The organism is Rhizobium mayense, from assembly GCF_030272705.1.
GTDB lineage: Bacteria > Pseudomonadota > Alphaproteobacteria > Rhizobiales > Rhizobiaceae > Rhizobium > Rhizobium mayense.
In genome coordinates, this window is the sequence record NZ_JARFYM010000050.1 from 1 (window position 1) to 14875 (window position 14875).

Annotated in this window: 14 protein-coding genes and 1 pseudogene; 8 read left to right on the top strand and 7 right to left on the bottom strand. The window is 57.1% G+C overall.

Features of this window, described 5'->3' with window-relative positions; all coding sequences use genetic code 11:
* The 7 genes and pseudogenes from PY649_RS32035 to PY649_RS32070 all read left to right on the top strand — a co-directional run.
* Nucleotides 1-147: pseudogene (locus tag PY649_RS32035) on the top strand (hemin-degrading factor); the annotation flags it as partial.
* Between the two features lie 10 nt (nucleotides 148-157).
* Nucleotides 158-385 carry a hypothetical protein gene (locus PY649_RS32040; protein ID WP_285872974.1) on the top strand — a complete coding sequence of 76 codons (228 nt, stop codon included), beginning with the start codon at nucleotides 158-160 and terminating at the stop codon, nucleotides 383-385.
* 197 nt (nucleotides 386-582) lie between these two features.
* Entirely contained in the window at nucleotides 583-846 is a 264-nt protein-coding gene (locus PY649_RS32050; protein WP_285872942.1) for an SDR family NAD(P)-dependent oxidoreductase, read from the top strand.
* A 144-nt stretch (nucleotides 847-990) separates the two neighbouring features.
* Entirely contained in the window at nucleotides 991-1713 is a 723-nt protein-coding gene (locus PY649_RS32055) for a response regulator (protein WP_285872943.1), read from the top strand.
* Nucleotides 1710-2738, top strand: a complete 1029-nt coding sequence (locus PY649_RS32060) for a cytochrome-c peroxidase (RefSeq protein WP_285872944.1) — start codon at nucleotides 1710-1712, stop codon at nucleotides 2736-2738. Before PY649_RS32055 ends, PY649_RS32060 begins: the two co-directional genes overlap by 4 nt.
* Nucleotides 2695-5274, top strand: a complete 2580-nt coding sequence (locus tag PY649_RS32065; RefSeq protein WP_285872945.1) for a two-component system VirA-like sensor kinase — start codon at nucleotides 2695-2697, stop codon at nucleotides 5272-5274. The genes PY649_RS32060 and PY649_RS32065 overlap by 44 nt, the downstream gene beginning before the upstream one ends.
* 129 nt (nucleotides 5275-5403) lie before the next feature.
* The gene (locus PY649_RS32070; RefSeq protein WP_285872947.1) at nucleotides 5404-6120 is read left to right on the top strand and encodes a winged helix-turn-helix domain-containing protein; all 717 of its coding nucleotides are present in this window, start codon (nucleotides 5404-5406) and stop codon (nucleotides 6118-6120) included.
* A gap of 189 nt (nucleotides 6121-6309) precedes the next feature.
* On the opposite strand, the gene PY649_RS32075 is transcribed toward PY649_RS32070, so the two are convergent.
* The gene (locus tag PY649_RS32075) at nucleotides 6310-7251 is read right to left on the bottom strand and encodes an AraC family transcriptional regulator (RefSeq protein ID WP_285872948.1); all 942 of its coding nucleotides are present in this window, start codon (nucleotides 7249-7251) and stop codon (nucleotides 6310-6312) included.
* Nucleotides 7252-7304: 53 nt separating this feature from the next.
* Here PY649_RS32075 and PY649_RS32080 point away from each other — a divergent pair, with 53 nt between their 5' ends.
* The gene (locus tag PY649_RS32080) at nucleotides 7305-8042 is read left to right on the top strand and encodes an SDR family oxidoreductase (RefSeq protein ID WP_285872949.1); all 738 of its coding nucleotides are present in this window, start codon (nucleotides 7305-7307) and stop codon (nucleotides 8040-8042) included.
* A gap of 215 nt (nucleotides 8043-8257) precedes the next feature.
* Here PY649_RS32080 and PY649_RS32085 read toward each other — a convergent pair whose 3' ends face one another.
* The 6 genes from PY649_RS32085 to PY649_RS32110 form a co-directional block, all read right to left on the bottom strand.
* Entirely contained in the window at nucleotides 8258-9091 is an 834-nt protein-coding gene (locus PY649_RS32085; RefSeq protein ID WP_285872950.1) for a hypothetical protein, read from the bottom strand.
* Nucleotides 9078-9500: a hypothetical protein gene (locus tag PY649_RS32090; RefSeq protein ID WP_285872951.1), complete on the bottom strand. Its 423-nt coding sequence runs from the start codon at nucleotides 9498-9500 to the stop codon at nucleotides 9078-9080. Before PY649_RS32090 ends, PY649_RS32085 begins: the two co-directional genes overlap by 14 nt.
* A 399-nt stretch (nucleotides 9501-9899) precedes the next feature.
* The gene (locus PY649_RS32095; RefSeq protein WP_285872953.1) at nucleotides 9900-11018 is read right to left on the bottom strand and encodes an ABC transporter ATP-binding protein; all 1119 of its coding nucleotides are present in this window, start codon (nucleotides 11016-11018) and stop codon (nucleotides 9900-9902) included.
* A 9-nt stretch (nucleotides 11019-11027) separates the two neighbouring features.
* Nucleotides 11028-12971: a glycoside hydrolase family 127 protein gene (locus tag PY649_RS32100; protein ID WP_285872954.1), complete on the bottom strand. Its 1944-nt coding sequence runs from the start codon at nucleotides 12969-12971 to the stop codon at nucleotides 11028-11030.
* Between the two features lie 29 nt (nucleotides 12972-13000).
* Entirely contained in the window at nucleotides 13001-13870 is an 870-nt protein-coding gene (locus PY649_RS32105) for a carbohydrate ABC transporter permease (protein ID WP_285872955.1), read from the bottom strand.
* Complete coding sequence (locus tag PY649_RS32110) at nucleotides 13870-14793, bottom strand: carbohydrate ABC transporter permease (protein WP_285872956.1); 924 nt, start codon at nucleotides 14791-14793, stop codon at nucleotides 13870-13872. The genes PY649_RS32105 and PY649_RS32110 overlap by 1 nt, the downstream gene beginning before the upstream one ends.
* Nucleotides 14794-14875 lie beyond the last annotated feature (82 nt).

Sequence of the window (14875 nt, forward strand, 5' to 3'; positions counted from 1 at the left end):
CATGTGACCTCGCTCGAGGCCTACGATGCCAAAGGCGAGATGATCATCCAGTTCTTCGGCAAGCGGAAGGAAGGCTTCGACGAGCGCCGTAGCTGGCGCGCCATTATCGAGAACCTGCCGAAGGCCGACGCCAGCGGTGCCGCGTAAGGATCGAACCATGACGATGTTGAAGAACTTCAAGCGCATCAAGCCGTGGGAAATCGCGCTGACGGCGCTGGTAATGGCTTTGCCATTCATTCCCAGCGCGGATCTGCCGGCAGCGCGCAACGCTTTGTGTCAATTCTTTCGACGATCAGAAACCTCTTTGTCGCGCCGCATCAAACCGGCGCGCGTGCCTGCCTTTGCAGGTGTCACACCCTGTTCGATCAATGATGAAACAACGTGACATTCCCGGCCGAATAGCGCACGCCCCATTTTCCACGCCCGGCTGTCGGTTTCGAGAACATTGCATGGGGGCGTAGCAAGGCGATAACGTCGCTGAAGGGATCCATATTGAACGACTGGTAATGAACTGCGGATGGTTGATGATAGACCACCCTATCTCTGTGTCTATTCTCCGCTTCCACGAACGCGGAGAATTCAATGAGCAAAACAATCCTCATCACCGGAACGTCGTCTGGCTATGGCATGGCCATCGCCGAGCTCTTTCCCGATCGCGGATGGAGCGTGTTTGCCACCATGCGGCGTCCTAATCCAGGTATCTTCGCAGTGCAGTCGGAACGACTGAAAGTGCTGCCGCTCGATGTGACTGACGCGAACAGCACCACGAGCGCGATCGGCGACAGCGTGGCTGAGGTAATCGAATCGATTTCAGTTGTAGCACAGACTACGAATTTGAAATTCTGACGAAACCTTGCTGGGAAATAAGGCACCAACCGTACGAATAGCCCGTTCGCGCAACGCCCCGCCGCCTGAGCATGGCCAATCGTTGATCCGGGCCGAATTGCTGTGCGAGAGGCTACTGGCCTTGTGCCGACGTGGAGTTCGAACGTGAAACATATCGTCGTGGTCGATGACGACAACAAACTGCGCGCCCTGCTGATCGACTACCTCTCACGGCATGCCTTCCGCGTTACCGGAACAAAAAGCAGCCATCAACTCCATCAGGTCTTTGCGACCGAACCCGTAGATCTGGTCATCGTCGACCTCAACCTCGGACAGGAGGATGGTTTGGAAATCGTCAGGACGCTGTCGGCGAAATCGGACGTGCCCATCATCATTATCAGCGGCGATCGACACGAAGAGACCGATAAAGTCGTCGGACTGGAGTTCGGTGCATCGGACTACATCACCAAGCCGTTTGGACTGCGTGAGCTCCTTGCAAGGGTGCGGGCGGTGTTGCGGCCCCGACCGGCTGGCGCGAATAAGCGCGAGAAGAAGATCTACGTTTTTTCCGGTTGGACGCTGAACCTGAAGAAGCGGCAGGTCGTGTCCGATTCGGATGCGGACATCCGACTTACCGCAGCCGAGTTCAATTTGCTCGTCGCGTTTCTCGAAACCCCAAAGCAGGTACTGTCACGCGAACAGCTGCTGGCGGCAAGCCGCGTCCACGGAGAGGAAATTTTCGACAGAAGCATTGACGTCCTGATCCTGCGGCTTCGCCGAAAACTCGAGGCCGATGCATCAAACCCCAAGTTGATCCTGACCGAACGGGGCGCCGGCTATCTGTTCAACGCCCATGTGATCGTCGAGGAGCAGCGCCGCGGACGATGACTCGCTTTTTGCACCCCCTCATCGCATTCCTTTCGAGGCTGGTCCGACCGGCATTCGCTTTTGTGATCGCGGCGAGCGGCCTGCAAGCATTGGCCGCCGACGGTTTCTCACCAGGAACGCGTCAACCTTTCGCCCCCCTTCCGCAGCCACCTATCCTTGATGAAATGAAAGCCGATCTCGGCAGCAAGCTCTTTGCGGATCCAATCTTGTCGAGCAAAGCCATGTTGGCTTGTACCAGCTGCCACGATCTCCAGGCCGGCGGCACGATCAATATGCCGCGCACTATCGGCTACTGCGGGCGTCAGCACCGCTTCAATGCACCGACAATCTTCAATGTCGGCAATAATTATCGCTTTGGCTGGCAAGGAGGTTTCACGTCGCTCGAGGAGCAAAACGAGAGCGTGCTGCTCGACAAAAACATCATGAATGCCGACTGGCCAACACTCATAGAACGCCTGAGAAATAGCGACGTATATCGGAGCCTGTTCGAACAGGCCTATCATCGAAACCCTGATCGTTCCGCAACGCTGGACGCACTTGCGACCTACCAACGGTCATTAACAACACCAAACTCCGATTTCGACCGGTATCTCATGGGTGATCCGAGTGCCCTATCGGCCGACGCGACTGCCGGGATGCAGCTTTTCAGAAATTACGGGTGCGCGTCGTGCCATCAGGGTTCGAACCTCGGCGGCAACATGTTTCAGAGCTTCGGAATTTACACCGAGCCCCCACCTGGGAATAGCGCTGATGGCGATGTCGGCCGTTTCGCCTTAACGGGCAACGCCGATGACAAAGGGGTCTTTCGCGTTCCGAGCCTGCGAAACGTTGCGGTAACAGCACCCTACTTCCACGATGGCCGGGCAAAGACCTTGGAGGAAGCGGTCGATGTCATGGGAAAGGTGCAGCTCGGCCGCCCCCTCTCGCAGACCGAAATCCGATCTCTGGTCGCCTTCTTGAAGGCCTTTACGGGCGAGTATCATGGAAAAAAGCTTCAAACGGCCGACGCGCAGAAGCACGATTGAACTCTGGCGGGTCGCTCTGTTGATCGTCGGCGCGGTCTCGTTTGCATTGTTGGCGAGCGGACGAGTACCCCCCCGTGAAGTTCATGAAGCGATTCTGACGGCTTTGAGGTCGATCGACATCAATCATGCCTCACTGCAGCGCGACGCTTTGCAGGCCCGAGCTGGGCTGCTGCTGAACTACGATCCGCTTGTCGATTCCGTCGTGCAGCTTCGACTTTCAGCATCCAGATTGTCGGGGCTGATCGGACAGGCAGGCCTTACGAATCCTGGCCGTCTGGAAAAGGAACTTTCCCAGGTATCATCTTGTATTGACGAGGATGAGGCTCTGATCGATCAGCTCAAGACCAACAATGCTCTCCTGCAAAATTCGCTGTCGATCGCTGTCCAAATGCTGACTGCCATGCATGCTAACAACTATCAAAAAACGCAGCAGGCCGTCGGGTCAAGCGATTTCGGGCTGCTCCTGATGCGTTTTATCCGGCAGCCCGATGACCAGCTTCAACGTCTCCTCCTGTTGCAACTCGATGCTCTGCTACGCACTCCTGCAGGCGCGACGAGCGAGGTCCAGTCGTTTGTAGCCCATGCCAAGATAATTCTTTCGACACTGCCGGGCGTCGATGCAACGATTGAAAAAATCCTGGCGTCCGACACGTCACGAAAAGCGGAAATCCTGCAGGATGACTATCTCCATGCATTCGACCTCGCCAGAGTGCAACTGGCCCGGAGCAGAGTGCTCCTCGGTTCGATATCCCTCCTGTTGTGCGGATATATCGCTGTCCTGATCTATCGGTTGCAAGCGCAAACCTTGCGATTAACGCGACAGCTGGAGTTTGAGAATGTCGTAGCAGAGATTCGCGCGCAACTTGGCAATAAAACCGAGAGTCTTGAAACGGCCCTGTCCGGAATAATGGACCTGTTGTCGGCGTTCTTTGATGCAAGCGACTTTGCATTCGCCACGGTCGACCCAAGGAGCGGAGCGGTTGAGCGGACCTTCGGCAACGCTGAGGACAATCTCGTGCAAGGCGTCGCCGAATGCTATGCGAAACTTCTCGGTCATTATGGAAGCGATCCGGAAGACGAACATCACCCTCATGGCTTCCATTATTGGAACCTGCAACAGTCAGATGGCGGGAGTTTTCCGTCGAAACCCCTCAGCGCGGGTTGCGTCGTCATCTGCAGCATCAACGACGACCTTCTTGGCCTCCTCTTTCTGAGCCACAACGAGCTCAGGGCGAAACCAAGTAGTCACGACATCCGCCTCTACGGGCAAGCAGCGCTTACCCTCGCGCGCAGCCTGCGAGAATTGACAGATCGCAAGGAGAAAGAGGTTCTGGAGGTGCGGCTTGAGCATGCTCAACGCCTGGAAGCGGTGGGCACGCTTGCCGGCGGTATCGCGCATGAATTCAACAATACGCTCGGCGCGATCCTCGGTTACGGCGAGATGGCCCTGCAACTGAGACGCATCCCGGTTCAGGGTAGACACTATGTGGAACAGATCGTATCCAGCGCAAATCGAGCCAAACATATCATCGATCAGATCCTGACCTTCGGACGCAAGCGCGAACGCAGCTGCAAACCGTTCGACCTTGGGGAAGCGGTCCGCGATATATTGCCCCTGATCCAGGCCTCCCTGCCGAAAGAGGCAGAGTTTAAGATCGAGATTGCGGCAAACCTGCCGGCTGTTCTTGGGAGTCCACTCGAGATCCAGCAAATCATCACGAACCTCGTAACCAATGCTACGCAGGCTTCGAGGGAGACCGCCAAGATTCGGGTAACGGTTAAGGAGATTGAACGGCGGGTAAGAGCGGAGCTATCACATGGAGATCTTTTGCCGGGCCGGTATGTCCTTCTGGCGATATCAGATAATGGCAGCGGTATCGCCGAGAGCGTCCTCCCCCACATTTTCGAGCCCTTTTTCACAACAAAGGAGCGGCAGGGTGGCACCGGGCTTGGGCTGGCTGCTGTCTACGGGCTCGTCACGGGGATGTCGGGGCGAATTCATGTCGCAACCGATGTCGATAAAGGAACATGTTTCCAGCTCTATTTCCCGGGCTCACCGCAGGCCGCGATCCCATTGACGCAAATCTTCAACGAACGATCGGTTCCGATTGGCCACGGGGAGACGGTCCTCCTCGCCGAAGACGATACGACCGCCAGGTCGATGCATGAAGAAAAGATCGCAGCGCTCGGATATGAGCCGGTCGGATTTTCATGTTACGAAAGCCTGTTGCGGTGGCTGGACAACGGCAAACGCGTCGCAGATCTGGCCATCGTCGACCTCGACATTTGGGAAACCGTTCCTGATCTCGCCCGAATCACCCGCGAGCTTGATCCTCTTCCGATCCTTTTGATGGTGGATCCCGTCAAGCCCGGTGTCGATCCAAAAATACTCACGCAATTTTCAATACTGCGCAAGCCGGTCAGCTCGATGCGGCTGGCTCATGCCATAGCCGATAAAATCGAGCCTGATAATCGGCAGGACAAGTCACAATCGCCCCTCAGAGGCGGTCCGGTTTCAGAGACGGCCCATGACTGAACAACCGCTGCGGGTCGCAACAAGTGACCCTGGCAGCTCCCTCTCCTGATCACCCTGAAGGTTTGGTCATGAGAAGCGTGCAAATTTTTCCTGAAGACGAAGTGCTGGCTCGGAAAAGGAGTTTCTAGTATGAAACACATCCTCATTGTCGATGACGACGAAACTCTGCGGCAATATCTGGTCGATTGCCTCAGCCAGAACGGCTTCAAGGCAACGTCGGTTATCGACGGCGCGACGATGAAGGTCGCGATCACCGACAACGTCGTCGATCTCGTCATCGTCGATCTCAACCTCGGGCATCAGGATGGGATGGATATCGTTCGCGAACTGGCGACCGGCTCCGACCTGCCGATTATGATTGTCAGCGGCGACCGGCTTGATGAGGCCGATAAGATTCTCGGATTGGAGCTTGGCGCCTCCGATTTCATGGAGAAGCCGTTCGGAACGTTGGAACTGATCGCAAGGATCCGCACCTTGCTGCGCGACCGATCGGTCGACGGCGAACATGGGGAACTCAGGATTTACTCCTTCTCGGGATGGACGCTCGTGCATCGAACGCACTTGTTGACAGCTAGCAACGGCATTGAAACGAAACTCACCGCGACAGAATTCAATATGCTTGTGGCGTTTCTGGAAGCACCTGGGGAAACGTTATCACGGGAGGAACTGCTTGCCGCGACCCGAACCGACACCGAAGAGGTGTTTGACCGGAGTATCGACGTCGTGGTCTTGCGGCTGCGGCGAAAGCTCGAAAGAGACGCGTCGAAACCATCGCTTATTAGGACCGTGCGGGGCGTGGGCTACTTATTGGATTGCGAGGTCGACGTATCCTACGGGTTCATCTGATTTTGGTGTCGCGGGTCGAACAAAATTACCACGAGGAAGGCGAGCGAACCCTTTGCTGGTGCTCGCCCCTCGAGGCTGGAGCTGGTCGATGAACCCGACTGTAGATTCCATTTTCAGATCCGACACATCAGACGACTTTCAGGCTCGGTAGGCAAGATAGGCCATCTTCCGAACCATCGGATCGAGCGGTCAATCATCCCGGGAACGTGGTGTCCGCCCCATCGTGCGCTTGAAGGCATGGGCAAAGGCGCTCTGGGAGTTGTAGCCGACGTCGGCGGCGACGGTGGCCACAGCTCCACCCGCTGCCAGCTTTCGCTGCGCCAGAACCATGCGCCACCGGATGAGATAGCCGAGAGGCGGATAGCCGACGAGCGTCACAAATCGCTCGGTGAACGACGAGCGTGACATGCCGACCTCCGCCGCCAGCATGGGTACGGTCCAGCGTCGCGCGACATCACCATGCAACAGTCTGAGCGATTTGCCGATCCGAGGATCGGCCAGAGCCGTGATCCAGCCAACGGCACCGCTCGGACGGGTGGCCACATAAGCGCGCACCGCCGCAATGACAAGGATTTCCGCCAGTCTTTCAGCGACGAGCCAACCGCCGACGCTCGGGTTGCTGACCTCCGTCCGCAAAGCTTCCAATGTCCTTGTCACGGCTTCGGCGGTGGGCGAGTCCCGATTGACACGAAGGAATGTCGGGAGGGCTTCCAGGACGAATGCTGCGCCGCTATCGGCAAAACCGCTGCCGCCGCCCATCATGACCACCTGGTCTCCTGCACCGATGCGCAGTACGTCCTGTCCGGGCGTCGCGTAGAACGGCATGCCGTCGACAGGGCGGACCGCTGGGTCGCTGGCCACAGTGTAGCTTGTATTGCTGATGAGGATGACATCGCCTTCCGCAAGGGCCTCCGGCGGATGGCCCGGAAGCAAAAGCCAGCATCGGCCGCGAGTCACGGCAACGAATTTCAACCGTGTCCGTCCGTCGAATGTCAGCGCCCAATCGCCTGACGCTTCAAGGCCGGTCCCGCGAACGCTTCGCGCGCCGAGTGTCGCAACGACCTCGGAGAATGGATCAGGGGCGGTTTCGGCGGATCGCGCTAAAAACATGGTGATATACGCATAGATCATCCGAGGGCGGATGCCTAGGTTCCACTTCGCACACATAATAAGGAGCCTTCTTCATGACCATAGAGAACAAGATTGTAGCGATCACGGGCGCGGGACGTGGCATCGGCCGGGCGAGCGCCCTTCATCTTGCTGCGGGCGGTGCGCGGCTCGTCCTCGGGGCGCGAAGCGAAGCAGAGATCGAAACGGTCGCAGACGAGATCAAGGCGGCGGGTGGCGAAGCCATATACCGGACGACAGACGTGACCAACCGCGCGGATTTGGACGCGCTGGTCGGGCTGGCTTGCGAGCGCTTCGGGCGGCTCGACGTCATCATCAACAATGCAGGCATAGGGCCGATCTCCCGGTTCGACGCTCTTCGCGTCGAAGACTGGGACGCCATGATCGACGTGAACCTCAAGGGCGCGCTTTACGGGATCGCCGCGGCACTGCCGGTATTCGGCCGTCAGGATGGCGGGCACATCGTCAACGTCCTCTCGACCGCGGGTATCAAGATTCTGCCGACGATGGGCGTCTATGCGGCGACTAAAAATGCACTGCGGACTGCTACCGAGGCGCTACGACAGGAATCAGGCCCCAACCTGCGTGTCACAGAGATTTCGCCGGGCTTTATCAACACGAATTTCGCCGATGCGTCCATCACCGATCCGGACGTAAAGGCGTCAATTCAGAAACGAAAGGACGAACTGGCCATTTCGCCCAGCGCAATCGCTCGCGCGATCGCCTTCGCCATTGAACAACCAAGCGATGTCGAGATCGGGAGCATCGTAGTGAGGCCAACTGCACAAGATTGACGAATCGGACTAGGGTGCAGCAGCGGCATTCCATCGCGCGGCCGCGCGATTGTTTCGGTGAACTGATCTAGGTCGCATCATCGCTGGTTCGAGAGCCGCGGCCCCAAATGCGCCCTGCTCGTCTACATCGACGACGCCACCGGCAAGCTGGACCTCAACATGTCGATCGGCGAGATCGGCGGCAGCGGTCGCAAAATCGCGGTGACCGCCAGCGTTCATTCAAAACCGATTAGGTGCTTGTTGCGGTCCATGCTGACACGAACCATTTTGCACAACGGGTTCTTCATATCGAACGGGATTGCCAAGACTTCGGGCCTAAGACCGTCGGTCATCATATAGAAGGTTGGCGTTCCAGAGACTATGCAGTCCTTCTTCATGCCAGCGGCCTCCAAGGTGGCGTCGTCTGATGCATTCCAACCCGACACAAAAGCTTGCACTGGCGTAATCGCTTTCCTAGCCTCCGCCTTCGGCGGGTTTGCCGCCATAAGGAAGACTACGATAAAAACCATGAAAAGCGGGAGGCAGATCTTTAGTAGAAAAAGTAGGCGATCAAATCTCAATATGCAAAATTGTGTAACGGCATGATCAGCTGCAAATTCCATTTTTTTGCGCACGACGTCGCTATTTGCTGCCCCTGTCGCGCGGGTGCTGGTGTACGCTTCGTCCAAGCTAGCAAAAGTCTGATATGCGCGCGTTTTGTACTCTTTTAAGAGCAGTTTTTCCACTCGCTGCCGCGCATTTTTGAATTTAGGTTTGGAAAACACTTCTTCGCGTGAATATACACGCATTGTCATGGCGTCGATCCCCACCAATAGGGGTGCTACACAGGCGAGTAAGGCAAGGCCGAGAAATATCAGGGCGACCCACTCGCGGGCGCCCTCCAGCGATCCGAGTTGTGTAAGCGTACTACTGCCAATAGCAAATGTTACAATGGCGCCGAGACTAATAATCAGCCACTTAGCCGTGTCTCGAATGTTCGAGCGGATTTCGGCGTGACTGGCGACAGGTTTGCGTTCCTCGCCCTCTGCAGGCCGCTCAGTACCTGTCATGATCAGGTCCGCGAATCAAATGGACGGTGAGACCGCGTTCTTTTAGGTCGTTATGGAACGCCTCCGCCAGAGGCCAAAGGTCCAGCTTGCCGTTGAGCTCCAATCCAACCGAATTTCGTACGGCCGAATGTTTTGCGTCGTCTATCAGCGCTTCAACGTTCGGGTAGACGCTGATTACCGGGCCTGGCGACCTAATGGCTGTGAACCACGGGGGATCCTGTTCGTCCGGAAGGGCCGAAAAATCGAAGTCATCCGGTATCGTTATATCAACAGGTTCGCCTGGAGGAAAAATCTGGTCATTGGGATCAGTTTTTCCCTTCTGTTCAGCTTCCGGCGAGGCAATCGCAACAGAATCGCTGGTAACGAGGATCCTGTACTCTGCTGGTGGCACAAACGTGAACTTCGGCATTGGACCCTCACAACCCCTGTTCGCTTTTTATGTGGCTCTACAATCTCATATTTGAGAGGTTATCACCACTACCCAAGCGAGTGAGCCGGCGCACATAAACGGATTATCGTGCTTGTGAATGAATACCTTGAAAAATGGATATTGGAGCATCGGCGCATACGAAAATCGAAGCTCCGGCCATCCGGACTTTGGCGGTGTCCGTCCTCTTGGTTCAGCTGAGCTTGCTATCCCGGTATCGGCAACCAGCACGACATGTCCCCTCGCGATGTCCGTGTCTTGGATTAAGGGCTGACCGTCGCGCTGACACGCAATTGGCGTCCGCGGGCATGACTTCCTGCACAGTGATACGCGCCCGATCAGTGCGGCCTCGGTCAAGTCTCATCCACGCTCAAAACATTCTCAGGCGGGCCGGAAACTACGTGCAATCGAGAGAGCCGCTCCCGTCTCCACGTCGAACAAATGCATCTGGTTCATATTGAACGACAGCGGCATCGTCGTCTGAGGTTTAGGTCCACTTTCCGGATCGATGCAGGCGCACAGGTTCGCGTCACCGATGGAAAAATATACCATGGTTTCCGGACCAAGGGGCTCCACCAGGTCGATCCTCGCCTCAACGTCTGCGAAACCCGGTCGCTGCTGACGATCGCTGATCGATTCCGGTCGGACGCCGAAAATGACCGATTTTCCGGCATGGCGCGCATATTCGTTGGCGCGCGCATCAGGAACGGCAAGCGAGGTGCCGTCATCCAGGACGACGGCAAGTCCCTCACGGCTCGAAGCCAATTGCGCCGAAAGGAAATTCATCGAAGGCGAACCGATGAAACCGGCAACGAACTGACTGACGGGGCGATGATAAAGTTCCTGCGGCGGTCCCGCCTGCTCGATCACGCCGCCGTTCATCACGACGACGCGGTCGGCCATTGTCATGGCTTCCACCTGATCGTGCGTGACATAGACTGTCGTCGTGGGCAATAGCTGATGCAGCCGTTTGATTTCCGTGCGCATCTGAACGCGCAGTTTCGCGTCGAGGTTGGAGAGCGGCTCGTCGAAGAGAAAGACCTTGGGATTGCGCACGATGGCGCGACCCATGGCCACGCGCTGGCGCTGCCCGCCGGAAAGTTGACCCGGTCGGCGGTCCAGCAGTTCGCGAATATGCAGTGTTTCGGCGGCCCGCGCGATGCGAGCATCAATCTCACCTTTGGCCAGCTTCTGCTGTTCCAGGCAGAAGGAAATATTTTCCCTGACCGTCATATGCGGATAGAGCGCGTAGTTTTGGAACACCATGGCGATGTCGCGCTTGCCAGGGCCAAGCCGGTTTACGACCTGATCGCCAATGACGATCTCGCCGGCCGTAATATGCTCCAGACCGGCGATCATGCGCAGGGTTGTCGACTTGCCACACCCGGATGGACCGACGAAGACAACGAACTCGTTGTCTTCGATTTCCAGATCGATGCCGCGTACAGCTTCGTAGATGCCGTAAGACTTGACGAGATTCTTCAGCTCCAATCGTGCCATGACCTGCTCCTATGCTTCCTGTAGCCAGATCGCCATCGCACCGGCGTCGCGATTCGCCCAAAGATGGTAGGGGATTGCCCGGAATGACCTCGCCCTCAACGTAGGGGGTGACATCCTGTAAAGAGCTTGCGCCCAATCCGCGGTATCCGCCTCCAGCGCGGTACCCTCCAGGATGATTGCGCCTCCGAGTAGCCCGGCATCGTAACGCGCAACCAGCTCCGTGGAGGGCGGGAGGCGGAGACGCTGCGGCTCGCAGCCTATATCGGCTTGCTCGACACAGTAGACGATCGGCCCGCGCCGCAAGGCAACGCGACCGCCGTCCTCCGAAACCGCGGGATGGGCGTAAAGGCGATCAATCGGCATCGAGAGAGCAATGCGCACCTCGTCGCCATTGCGCCATTCCCGATCGAGCGCCGCATACCCCTTGACCGTGCAGCCGTCCAAAGCAATCGCCTCGCCATTGACCGACACTGAGGCCTTGCGGCACCACGCCGGAATTCTCAAGCGCATGGTGAAACGGCTCGGCTGATCGATCGACACTTGCAGCCTGATGTCGCCATCCCATGGGTAGTTTGTGTCCTGACGGAGCCGCAGCAGACGGTCGCCGAGGGCAAGCTCCGCCACGTTCGCACCATAGAGATGCACTGCAAGTTCGCCCGGCTTGGTCGAATAAAAATATTGTCCGAGCGATGTAATGAAGCGGGCGATATTTGTCGGGCAGCATGGGCAATAGTGCCATTTCCAACGACGATGCTGGCCATGGCTTTCGAGCACGTTTTCGTAGAAATAGTGCTCACCGTCACGCGCGATACCCGACAAGGCGCCGTTGAACAGAACCGTTTCGAGCTTGTCGGTGAACTTGCCATCAAGGTCGGTTTGAGCCATGCGATGGCTCCAGAAGCCGAGAGCGACCGCAGCACAGGTTTCGGCATAGGCTGTTTCATTCGGCAGATCGAACTCCCGGGTGAATCCCTCGTTGGAAGCCGATGGACCAAGCCCCCCTGTCACATAGAGCTGCCTGCTCGTCAGATTGTCGAAAAGCCTGTCGCAGGCAGCTTTCAGGCTCGGATCGTTATTTTCATATGCAAGGTCCGCCAATGCGGAAAAAAGATACATCGCGCGGACGGCATGGCCGACAACTTGCTGCTGCTCGCGCACCGGCATATGCGCCTGGCTGTATGCATAGGTCTTGTAGACATAGTCTTCAGGGCGCTCGCCACGCTTGATCGCCTCCCCATCATAGTAGGACGGCATCTGCCCTCTTTCGTCCACGAAATAGGTGGCAAGCGCGAGATGCCGGGGGTCCTTGGTGATGCGGTAAAGTTTTATGAGCGCCAGCTCGATCTCTTCATGCGCGTCATAGCCTCGCAGTTTGCCGGGCTCATGCCCGAACGTATTGATGATATGGTCGACCGCGCGGATCATCACGTCGAGAAAGCGGCGCTTGCCCGTTGCTTCAAAATAGGCGACGGCTCCTTCCAGGAGATGTCCCATCGAATACATTTCATGCAAGTCGCGAAGGTTCGTCCAGCGCTTGTCCGGTTCGCGGCGAATGAACCAGCTGTTCAGATAGCCGTCTGCCATCTGGCCGCGTTCGAGCTTTTCGACAATAGCGTCGATCTTAGATTCGATGTCTGGATTCGGGTGCGCCTTGAGGGTGTAGCTGGCAGCTTCGATCCATTTTCCGAAATCGGAATCGAAGAAGTGCTGCATAGAGAGCCCGCTCGGCTGGATGGGGCGGACGAGCGGCCCAGCCTGCTTGTCGAACTCGAGGACTTCCAGAAAGCCTTCCTCTTCGAGCCGCTTGTGCTGGGTCGGAATGGTGACGTCGCGCACCGTTTGCGTCCAGCTTTTCCAAAAGCCCCTATCGAAACTGACGCGGGAATGATCGACGGGGACATAGCGGCGCATATCCGGTGCTGGATTGGACTGATCGGAGGGGGACGAAGGCATTGAAACTCCTTGAAGCGGCAAAGCCGCAGTCATTTCACGGCGCCGGCAGTCAGGCCGCGCACGTAGTAGCGTTGCAAAAGAAGAAAAAGGACGATGCAGGGAACCATGGTCACGGCAATGCCGGCTTGCAGGGCACCCCAGTCGATGATGCCGTAGATGCCGGAAGAGACGTTGACCAGCATGATCGGCAAGGTGAACTTGTTCTGGTCTGAGAGAAAGATCAGCGCAGCCAGGAATTCGTTCCAGGAATTCAGAAAGGCGAACATGGCGACGGTTGCAACGCCCGGAAGCGCAATCGGCAGCATGATACGTCGCAGAATGGTCGCTTGCGACGCGCCGTCGATACGTGCCGCCTCGATCAGCGCCTTGGGCACTGCGTCGAAGGCATTGCGCATCATGAATACCGAGAACGGAAGCTGGAACGTGACATAGATCAACACCAGCCCGAAGAGATTATTCTGCAGCCGAACCAACTTCAGGATAAGGAAGAGCGGTGTCAGGATCGACTGGAACGGGATCATCATCGTTGCCATGATGAGCACGAAGAGCAGCCCCTGCCCCGGGAAACGGAACTTCGAGAAGCCATATCCTGCCGGAACCGATACCAGAACTGTCAGCAACACGGTGCCCGCTGCAATGATTACGGAATTACCGGCATAGATGTACCACCCGGCACCGACATGCTCGAGGCGACGATAATTCTCCAGCGAAAACGCCTTTGAGAACAAGGCAGCAGGATTGGCGAGAGCCTCCGCCGCCGGCTTGAAAGAGTTGGCGAAGGACCAGACGATCGGCATCACGAAGAATAGCGCGAAGACAAGCGCCACCAGGATAAAGGCAAGGTAGCCCACTTGCTCGCTCGCCGGCTTCGGCTGTGGTTTGTAGTTCAGACGATCCATCAGCCTTCCTCCGGCCGTTGTCGCAGAAAGACGAACTGAACCGTGCTGATTGCAACGAGAACGATCAGCAGCGCAAACGAGATCGCCGAACCATAGCCGAGGCGATAGGACGAGAAGGATGCGAGATAGATCGAAAAGACTGCGGAGATCGTGCCGTTTGACGGTCCGCCTTGTGTGATGATGAAAAACTGATCGAAAGCCAGCATGGACGAGGTCACATTGAGCACCAGCGCCAGCACGACTGAATTGCGCATCAATGGCAAGGTGATGCGGCGGAAACGACTACAGACATTAGCTCCGTCGATTTTTGCCGCTTCGATCACATCGGTCGAAATGCTCTGCAGGCCGGTCAGCAGAATGATCATCGTAAAACCGGATGTCTTCCAGACCACCATCAGAATGATAACGGCGAGCGCCGGCCAGAAGCTTTCAAGCGGTCGTGGAGCGCTATCGATCAGACCTGTAGCGCGCAGGACCTGCGCAAAAACGCCACTATCCGGATTGAGCAACCACATCCACAAAGTCGAGGCAGCTCCGAACCCGATGACGACGGGCATGAAATAGACCGTGCGGAAGAAGCCGGCGATGCGCAATGGCCGGTCGACCAGCAGAGCAAGCGGAAAGGCAACGAGGAAAAGCGCGGCAGTGACCAGGACTGTATAAAGCAGGGTGAAACCAAGGGAATGCCACAGCTGCGCATCGCCAAGAAGCTCGGCATAATTGGCAAGTCCGATGAATTTTGTCCGGCCGAGAAGCGGCCAGTTATAGAAGCTCATCCATACCGTCATGACGAGCGGTACAAGGAAGAGCAAAACGATGAACAGGAGACTCGGCAAGATGAAGGCAAGGCCAAGCCAGCCTTTCGGCTCGGGCTCGCCATGCACGACTGCCGTCTTCCTGCCGTGACGCAGCGATGAGCTCACGGCACCGCTCCTTTTTCTTGATCGGTCAGCAGAAAATGAGGGCGAAGCGCCATGCAACGCTTCGCCATTGGTCAGCCAAGAG